At 47.9% G+C, this 9,146-nt stretch carries 7 protein-coding genes; 6 read left to right on the top strand and 1 reads right to left on the bottom strand.

The features are described 5' to 3' along the window. Nucleotides 1-186: 186 nt before the first annotated feature. A complete protein-coding gene (locus tag ABNT28_RS08260; protein WP_332923638.1) occupies nucleotides 187-1,164 on the bottom strand; it encodes an ABC transporter ATP-binding protein in 978 nt (325 codons plus the stop codon). Between the two features lie 378 nt (nucleotides 1,165-1,542). On the opposite strand from ABNT28_RS08260, the gene ABNT28_RS08255 reads away from it, so the two are divergent. From ABNT28_RS08255 to ABNT28_RS08230, 6 genes are all read left to right on the top strand, one after another. Then, complete coding sequence (locus ABNT28_RS08255) at nucleotides 1,543-1,701, top strand: zinc-finger domain-containing protein (RefSeq protein WP_332923639.1); 159 nt, start codon at nucleotides 1,543-1,545, stop codon at nucleotides 1,699-1,701. A gap of 50 nt (nucleotides 1,702-1,751) precedes the next feature. Next, the gene (gene polA / locus ABNT28_RS08250) at nucleotides 1,752-4,679 is read left to right on the top strand and encodes a DNA polymerase I (protein ID WP_348721368.1); all 2,928 of its coding nucleotides are present in this window, start codon (nucleotides 1,752-1,754) and stop codon (nucleotides 4,677-4,679) included. A 160-nt stretch (nucleotides 4,680-4,839) separates the two neighbouring features. Further along, complete coding sequence (locus tag ABNT28_RS08245) at nucleotides 4,840-5,532, top strand: response regulator transcription factor (protein WP_348721367.1); 693 nt, start codon at nucleotides 4,840-4,842, stop codon at nucleotides 5,530-5,532. A gap of 101 nt (nucleotides 5,533-5,633) precedes the next feature. Further along, nucleotides 5,634-7,262 (top strand): stimulus-sensing domain-containing protein, encoded by a 1,629-nt coding sequence (locus ABNT28_RS08240; RefSeq protein WP_332923647.1) that lies wholly within the window; start codon nucleotides 5,634-5,636, stop codon nucleotides 7,260-7,262. Nucleotides 7,263-7,271: 9 nt separating this feature from the next. Beyond that, nucleotides 7,272-8,150, top strand: coding sequence for an RNase adapter RapZ (gene rapZ / locus ABNT28_RS08235; protein WP_332923646.1), 879 nt, complete (start codon nucleotides 7,272-7,274; stop codon nucleotides 8,148-8,150). Nucleotides 8,151-8,266: 116 nt separating this feature from the next. Then, a partial coding sequence (locus ABNT28_RS08230; protein ID WP_348721366.1) for an adenosylhomocysteinase occupies nucleotides 8,267-9,146 on the top strand: 880 nt, incomplete at its 3' end.

The raw sequence follows: 9,146 nt of genomic DNA, 5'->3' as shown, positions 1-9,146 counted from the left end.
CTATCCAGCTGAGCTACGGGTGCATTCAATCAATCGATAGGATAAACACATACACTGCGCGCCCCCCGAAGCCAAGCCCCAACTAATGCTTATGGATATGGCAAAGATAGCGATCGCTGTGACATCATCATCAAACAAACCCTGCCATCATCATATCAGAACAAAATTGGCCTGTTCCGTTCAACCCTATGTCGTTAAGGCCAGGAACACATCTTCAAGGTCGGATTCTTGTGTATTAACATCGCCAATTTCTAGCCCTAAGGCGGTAACCTTGCTGATAATCGCGCCCGCGCTTATTTCGCGAGGATTGAACTGGATCTGTAATTTGCCATCTTGCCATTCCGCCCCAAGCGCGATCAGTGCCGCAGGCAACGGGTCGGGTGGTGGCGCGGTCAGCGTCAAATGCAAATCCTTGACGCTGGTTTCCTGCATCAATTCATGTTTGGGCTTTGATGTGATGACGTTGCCTTTATCAATAATTGCCACATGGTCGCACAGGGCTTCGGCTTCTTCGAGATAATGCGTTGTCAGCACAACGGTCACGCCGCTATCACGTAAAGTCAGAATATTATCCCATAGGCGCTGGCGTAACGATACATCAACGCCGGCGGTTGGTTCGTCAAGCACCAGAATGGGTGGGCTATGCACCATGGCTTTGGCGACAAGCAAGCGGCGGCGCATACCGCCAGACAGACGACGTGCATAAAAATCTGCCTGTTCGGTCAGGCTGACCATCTCCAGAATTTCGTCAACGCGGCGCTCGGATTTAGGAACCCCAAACAAGCCTGACATCAACTCCAATGTTTCACGCGGGCTGAAAAAGGCATCAACATTCAACTCTTGCGGCACAATGCCGATATTGGCGCGCGCCTGACGTGGATCGTCATCAATATCGGTGCCCCAGACGCTGATGCTGCCAGCTGATTTTACAACGGTGCCTGCCATGATATTTATGAATGTCGATTTGCCAGCACCATTCGCACCAAGCAGGCCGAACACGCATCCGACTGGAATATCGAGATCAATCCCTTTTAGCGCTTCTTTGCGGTCATTGCCTTTGCTACCATATGTTTTTGCCAGACCTCGTGCCGTAATCGCCATGCCATTTTTGGGGGCAGAGGTAAACCGGGTATGCATAGCTGACGGTGGTGATGATATTGGCATGATGCAAATTCCAAAATGAATGCGTGGATGGATAATAACTGGATTTTAGCTGATCCATATTTGTTCATATTTATAGACAGATCATGCGTCATGTACCACCGCGAATCATAATGCGCGCATAATGTGGTGCCAAATACGGATGATTTAAATTTTCATAGGCGCCTTATTGTGTTGGTCTTGTAAATAAATGGGGTCATGTAGGGTGAAGTCATTGCATCGTTGCGGCGCGCGCGATAGATTTCATTTATCATAGGCTTGGCTATGGAAATTATCCTTACCAAGCCCAGTAACAGACCAACGGCAGATTATCTGTCTGCGCTGGTAAAGAGGATTATAATGACAAACCAAGTTAACATGCCCGAAGATACAACCGAGGATATGGCTGTTATTCCGACAAGCCAGCAACGCGTGTCCTGTAATGGTGGTGGGGGTGCACTTGGGCATCCGCTTGTGTGGTTGACACTTGGCACCGATGATAAGGTCGTGTGCCCCTATTGTTCGCGCACCTATGTAAAAGCAACGTCTGATAATAGCTAGGTTCTATAGCGCAGAGACAAACAGCAGATATAATATCTGGGGACATAATGATGGATGATGACACCATTACAGCTGGTGATGCAGGCGCTCATAAAGCACGGCTTTTGCTGATAGATGGTTCGGGCTATATTTTTCGTGCGTTTCATGCATTACCAATGATGACCCGCGCCGACGGAACACCTGTCAATGCTGTCTATGGTTTTACCTCGATGTTGATGAAGCTGGTCGATGACATGGCACCTGATTATGTGGCGGTGGTATTTGATACATCACGTCAGACATTCCGCTCTGACATCTATCCCGATTACAAAGCTAACCGTTCGGCACCACCTGAGGAATTAATTCCTCAATTTTCGCTTGTTCGCGAGGCAACCACCGCACTTAGCTTGCCAATGATGGAAGCTGCAGGTTTTGAAGCGGATGATCTTATCGCCACCTATGCGACGATGGCTGAAGCAGCCAACATGGAAACCATTATCGTGTCCTCGGATAAAGATTTGATGCAGTTGGTGCGCGGCGATGTGACCATGCTTGACCCGATGAAACAGCGTCGGATCGGCGTTGCCGAGGTTGAAGAAAAATTTGGTGTGGCCCCAGATAAAGTTGTCGATGTGCAGGCCTTGGCAGGGGACGCGAGTGATAATGTGCCTGGTGTTCCAGGTATTGGCATAAAAACCGCAGCTGAGTTGATTAATATTTATGGGGATCTTGATAGCCTTTTAGAACGCGCAGGCGAAATCAAGCAACCCAAGCGGCGCGAAAATCTGATCGAATTTGCCGAACAGGCGCGTATTTCACGACAATTGGTTTTGCTGCGAGAAGATGCGCCAACGCCGCTAGACATAAGCGCAATGAAAACGGCAGCGCGAAATATGGATGTGCTGAAAGCGTTTCTGATCGAACAGAATTTTAATCGTTTGCTTGTCCGTATTGGCGCGTCAGCAGAAGCTGGTGACTCTGCGCCTGCGCCAGTTGTCCGGTCAATGGGTGGGACATTGTCGGCGAGCGCCAAACAAGATAACGCGGCCAAGGATAGTGGCGCGGCGACACTACATGATGCGCACAGTTTGCGTGATATTGAAACCAACTATACGCTTATAACCACCCGCGATGCGCTGATCGATTTTCTTGGTAAAGCCCGCAAACAGGGATTTCTGGCAGTTGATACCGAAACCACCGGATTGAATGCATCGGCGGTTGATCTAGTTGGTATTTCAATGGCGATTGCGCCTGGCCAGGCTTGTTATGTGCCCTTGCGCCATGGTTTGGCTAACGCAATGACGACCTCAGATGGGGGCGCTGTTCAGGGGGGGCTCGATTTTTCGGATGAGGGTGACTCTGCCAGCTATCCGCAACTTGATTTCGAAATCGCTATGGCCGAAATCAGGCCGCTTTTCGAAGATCCGGCAGTGCTGAAAATTGGCCATAATCTAAAATATGATGCGCATGTGCTGATGCGTCCCCGAAATGGAGGTATAAGTCTGGCACCAGTTGATGACACGATGTGTTTGTCATATGTGCTGGATGGCGGGCGCGTTGAACGCCATTCTATGGATTATCTTGCGGGGCACTGGTTTGATTACACAACGATTAAATTTTCTGATCTATGTGGCAAAGGTGCCAAACAGATACCGTTCAGCGATCTATCCCCCGATGCAGCACTTGATTATGCGGCCGAAGATGCTGATATCACTTTACGGTTATGGATGATTTTAAAGCCTCGCCTTGCTGGTGAAAAGGTGGCGTCAGTTTATGAACGTCTGGAACGTCCGCTTATCCCGGTGCTGGCGCAGATGGAAAATTATGGTATCACGGTTGACCGTTCTATTTTGGCACGTATGTCAAATGATTTTGCCACGCGAATGGAAGCACTGGCTAAGGATATTCTGGCGCTGGCTGGTGAAGATTTTAATATCGCATCACCAAAACAGCTTGGTGAAATCCTGTTTGACAAGATGGGATTGCAAGGCGGTAAAAAAGCCAAGACTGGCGCTTATTCAACTTCGGCAGACATACTTGAAGACCTAGCAGCATCAGGTGTTGAAATTGCCAGCAAGGTTCTGGATTGGCGACATCTTGCCAAACTCAAATCAACCTATGCCGACGCGCTGGTCGAATGTATTTTGCCTGAAACAGGCCGAGTGCATACATCATTTTCAATGGTTGGGGCGTCAACGGGACGTTTATCTTCTTCCGATCCGAATGTTCAGAATATTCCGATCCGCACTAGCGAAGGACGCCAAATTCGAACGGCTTTCATAGCGGCTGAAGGCTGTAAGCTAATCTCAGTTGACTATTCTCAGATTGAATTGCGGCTGGTCGCGCATGTGGCTGGTGAACATAGCATGATAGAGGCGTTCAAAGACGGGATCGATATTCATGCGCGTACCGCATCCGAAGTGTTTGGTATTCCTCTCGATCAAATGGATTCCGAAACACGCCGTCGGGCAAAAGCCATTAATTTTGGTATTATCTATGGTATTTCGGCATTCGGTTTGGCACGTCAACTATCTATCCCGCAAGGCGAGGCACGTGATTATATTGCTGCCTATTTTGAAAATTTCCCCGGTATTCGTGCTTATATGGAACGCATTAAAACCGAAGCACGTGAAGATGGCTATGTAGAGACATTGTTCGGGCGCCGGATACATATTACGGGTATGGTTGGTGGCAGTCCGGCGCATCGCGGCTTTGCTGAACGGCAGGCGATCAATGCCCCCATTCAAGGCAGTGCTGCTGATATCATCAAGCGTGCTATGATACGTATTCCACCTGCCTTGAAAACGGCAGGCATCAAAGCCGATATGTTGCTTCAGGTACATGACGAATTGATTTTCGAATCTCCAGCGGCTAGCGCCGATGAAGCGGTCAAACATATCACCCGTATCATGGAGGCTGCGGCCATGCCGATCGTAAATCTGATGGTTCCCCTTGTTGCTGAAGCAGGCATTGCCGATAGCTGGGCAGATGCGCATTAAGCTCTAGAATAAGGCGTAAATTAGGCTGGTTTTGACGTGAACTTGCCGCATATTAGCCTTGATCGCTTGCTATCTATAAAAGCTACCAGATACCGCTTAGCCATAGAATAGGTGGTATCGGATCAGAATTTAAATAGAATGGGCACATGGAGAGTGGGTAATGGCTAATCGGATTGCACTTGTTGATGATGACCAGAATATTCTGACATCGGTGTCGCTGATGTTAGAGTCAGAAGGCTTTGATGTACATTGTTATAATGAAGGTGAAGCTGCGCTTCAGGGGTTGGCACGTCAGCCTGTTGATCTTGCTGTTCTGGATATTAAAATGCCCCGCATGGATGGTGTTGAATTATTGCAGAAAATTCGCAAAAACTCTCAACTTCCAGTGATTTTTCTGACCAGCAAAGATGATGAGCTTGATGAAGCTCTTGGCTTTGGTATGGGCGCTGATGATTATATCACAAAGCCTTTTTCCCAGCGTTTATTGCTTGCGCGCATTCGGGCGGTATTGCGGCGTGCTAGCGAAGGTGTGATGGATGCTGCTGGGCCTAATGTTGTGCATCAAGGTGATCTGGTCATGGATCCGGATCGTCATTTGTGTAGTTGGAAAGGTGAAGAGGTCAAATTGACCGTTACCGAATTTTTAATCTTGCAGGCACTGGCATCAAGGCCTGGCATGGTTAAAAACCGAGATCAGCTTATGGATGCAGCTTATGGTGAGTCCATTTTCCTTGATGACCGCACTATTGACAGTCACATAAAAAGGCTACGTCGAAAAATACGGGCGCATGACAGCGCATTTGATGGTATCGAAACCCTGTATGGAATTGGCTATAAATATAAGATAGCCTAGTTCAGCCCATACAAAAATGCGGTGACCTGCTAAATGTACAGTTTGCTTAGGGGTTTAGATGGGCAACGGATATTTTGAGGTGCGGGAGCAAGTTCATTTTAATGAACAAAGTAATAGGTCTAGCAAAGAAAAGCCTTGGACGACTAGGTAGCTTCTGTCTAGCCCCGTTCCGAATGAGCCGTTTAAGTGCACGGATCATGGCAATAATGCTATTTCCGCTGGCGGTATTTCTTGTCGGGCTTTTGTCTATTGATCAATATCGTACCACACTCATAATGTCCGAATTCACCGCATTGGAACGTCAGGGGTTTACTCTTGCGCGGTCTCTTGCGCTTGCCGAGGCTGAGCTTGATGGTGGTATTGCGCGGCGGAAATTATCGCGCCGTACGATGAGTCACCTTATCCCTTTGGTAGGCTTTGGCTCTGAATTGCGTGCTCGTGTATTTCAACCAAACGGCACCCTTTTAGCAGATACGGCAAGACGTGGTAGTGCGCGTGTGCAAACGAATTTGCGCCGTCGGGAAGGCGAGCATTGGCATATCAGAATGAAACGGCATATCCATCATATGATGACGCATGTGACCGCGATGATGAGCAATCCAAATGAATTACCACGCTATGCCGAACAGGTTAAACAGCATGCTGGGCATTATCGTGAGGTGCAGTCAGCCTTGCGCGGTGAACCCATGCGGATGCTACGGCTAGACCCGCGAAGCAATATGGTATTGTCGGTTGCCGTACCAATTCAGGATGTCAGGCTGGTTCGTGGTGCGTTATTGGTATCGATTGGTGGTGGAAAAATTGAAAAGGAACTTGCCGATGTGCATATTGTATTCTTTGAACTATTCATTGCGGTTCTACTTGTCACCATAGGCCTTAGTGTTTATCTGGCGCGATCGATAACCACGCCAATAACCCAGCTTGCGAATGCTGCCGAAAATCTGCGGCGTAGCCATAATTTATCGGCGCGTTTGCAACGATTGCCAGAACGTAAGGATGAAATTGGACAATTATCCGAGTCTTTTATAAATTTGACTGATGAATTACAAAAACGTATGCAGGCAACGGCAGGGTTTGCTGCGGATGTGGCGCATGAATTGAAAAACCCACTTTCGTCTTTGCGAAGTGCGGCTGAGACTATCAGCCGTATTTCTGATCCGGTACAACAGCAAAAATTAATGAATGTGATTTTACAGGATGTGGAACGGCTCAATCGGTTGATAACTGACATTTCTCAGGCCAGCCGTGTTGATACGGAAATAGCGGATCAGCAGGGGCAAGAGGTTGATATTGGCCAGCTTGTTGATAATTTTGTCCAGATGCGCCGCCAAAGTTTTGCTGATAATGACATTCATCTGGATATTCATGATGCACCATTAATGGTTCGCATTCATGAAGGGCGCATTGTGCAAGTTATTGATAATGTTCTTGCCAACGCGGTATCCTTTAGCCCCATGGCGGGTGAGATATTTGTCGCCGTCAAACCAGTTGAAACAGGTCATGTAGCCATATCTATTCGTGATCAAGGACAAGGTATTCCCGAAAACAAACTTGAAGCGGTTTTCACCCGTTTTTATTCTGAACGGCCATCCAACGAGGTTTTTGGCGAACATTCCGGCCTTGGCCTGTCAATCGCACGGCAGATAGCCGAAGCACATGGTGGCACATTGACGGCTAAAAACAGCAACAAAGGTGGTGCTTGCTTTACGCTGACCTTGCCATTGGTATAGACTGATCAGATGACAGAATTATCAAACGACATTCAACTTGTTCTTGTTACAGGCGTATCAGGTGCTGGAAATTCGACAGCGTTAAAAATTCTTGAAGATAGTGGATGGGCAGTTGTTGATAATCTGCCACTGGCCTTGATTGATCCCTTAATCGCGATGGAAGTTGAAACAGCAGGACGAAATCTGGCCATTGGACTTGATGCGCGCACAAGTGGCTTTGATGTAGAACCTGTCAAACGGTTGGTAGAAAATGTACGAAGTCGTTTAGGGAAAACTGTCCGGTTGGTTTTTCTGACAGCATCTCCGCAGGATCTAAGCCGCCGTTATAACGCCACGCGACGGCAACACCCACTTGCCCATGAACAGGATCTTGGGGCTGCAATTGATCATGATGCTAGGCGGATGCAGGCGGTGGCCACATTGGCTGATATCTCAATCGACACCACTGGGCTTGCGCCTGCTGATTTGCGACGTCAGTTGCTGATTTCACTAGATATCGAAAGCAACACACCAATACCTGTCAAAATACTGAGCTTTTCCTATCGGCATGGGGTTCCTGAAACCGCTGATATTGTTTTGGATATGCGGTTTGCCCAGAATCCGCATTGGATAGAAGAACTTCGAGATAAAACGGGCATAGATGAGGAAATTGACGCATTTTTAAAGACGGATAAGTCGGTGCAAAATGTTGTAAAGCATTTTAAGGCGATGTTAACGCCTATGCTGGCGCGCATGTCGGCAGAGGGCCGTCCCCAAATATCACTTGCATTTGGTTGTACAGGCGGCAAACACCGATCTGTCTGGGCGGCAGAACATATTCGGCACTGGCTTGGTGAAAATGGTCATAATGTGTCAACAATGCATCGTGAACTACATTCCCAATCCTAATAGCCAAAAAGCCATTAATGCAGGAAAGTAATAAGGCAAATAAAACTGTCATGCCCCTTTCAAAAAACCGACAATTAGGTTACATCCTACCCAAACAATAGTTAGAGGATGTTTTGATGGCGCAGGACTATATTATCACTGATATCAGCTTGGCTGATTGGGGTCGTAAGGAACTATCGATCGCGGAAACCGAAATGCCTGGCTTGATGGCATTGCGCGATGAATTTGGCGCGTCACAGCCGCTTAAAGGTGCAAGGGTTGCAGGCTGTTTACATATGACCATTCAAACAGGTGTGCTGATTGAAACTTTGGTAGCTCTTGGTGCTGATGTGCGTTGGTCATCATGTAACATCTATTCAACACAGGATCAGGCCGCGGCGGCTATTGCTGAGGCTGGTGTGCCTGTTTTTGCCAAGAAAGGCGAAACACTTGCTGAATATTGGGAATATGTTGATCGTACATTCCAATGGTCGAATGGCGAAACTGCGAACATGATCCTTGATGATGGCGGTGATGCAACCATGTATATTCTGCTTGGTGCCCGCGCTGAGGCAGGCGAAACGGTACTTGCTCATCCAGCATCCGAGGAAGAAGAATATCTTAAGGCGCAACTTGAAAAGCGTTTGGCCGCCAGCCCAGGTTGGTTTACCAAACAGCATGATGCCATCAAAGGTGTATCAGAAGAAACCACCACTGGTGTGCTACGCCTATATCAACTAGCCGAGGCAGGTGGCTTGCCATTTCCAGCTATCAATGTGAATGACTCGGTTACCAAGTCAAAGTTTGATAATCTTTATGGTTGTCGCGAGTCTCTGGTTGACGGTATTCGCCGTGCTACCGACGTAATGCTGGCAGGCAAAGTTGCTGTTGTTGCTGGCTATGGTGACGTTGGTAAAGGATCAGCAGCATCACTTCGTCAAGGTGGTGCTCGTGTTATGGTAACTGAAGTTGATCCGATCTGTGCTTTGCAGGCGGCAATGGAAGGTTATGAAGTTG

The organism is uncultured Candidatus Puniceispirillum sp. (assembly GCF_963979125.1).
Taxonomy (GTDB): domain Bacteria; phylum Pseudomonadota; class Alphaproteobacteria; order Puniceispirillales; family Puniceispirillaceae; genus Puniceispirillum.
The sequence above is the reverse complement of the archived record's forward strand: the minus strand, read 5'-3'. Positions and strand labels throughout refer to the sequence as shown.

Coding starts and splice junctions, on each gene's coding strand:
- ABNT28_RS08260 (WP_332923638.1), bottom strand. CDS start 1,164: ATGCCAATATCATCACCACCGTCAGCTATGCATACCCGGTTTACCTCT.
- ABNT28_RS08255 (WP_332923639.1), top strand. CDS start 1,543: ATGGCTGTTATTCCGACAAGCCAGCAACGCGTGTCCTGTAATGGTGGT.
- polA (WP_348721368.1), top strand. CDS start 1,752: ATGGATGATGACACCATTACAGCTGGTGATGCAGGCGCTCATAAAGCA.
- ABNT28_RS08245 (WP_348721367.1), top strand. CDS start 4,840: ATGGCTAATCGGATTGCACTTGTTGATGATGACCAGAATATTCTGACA.
- ABNT28_RS08240 (WP_332923647.1), top strand. CDS start 5,634: ATGAACAAAGTAATAGGTCTAGCAAAGAAAAGCCTTGGACGACTAGGT.
- rapZ (WP_332923646.1), top strand. CDS start 7,272: ATGACAGAATTATCAAACGACATTCAACTTGTTCTTGTTACAGGCGTA.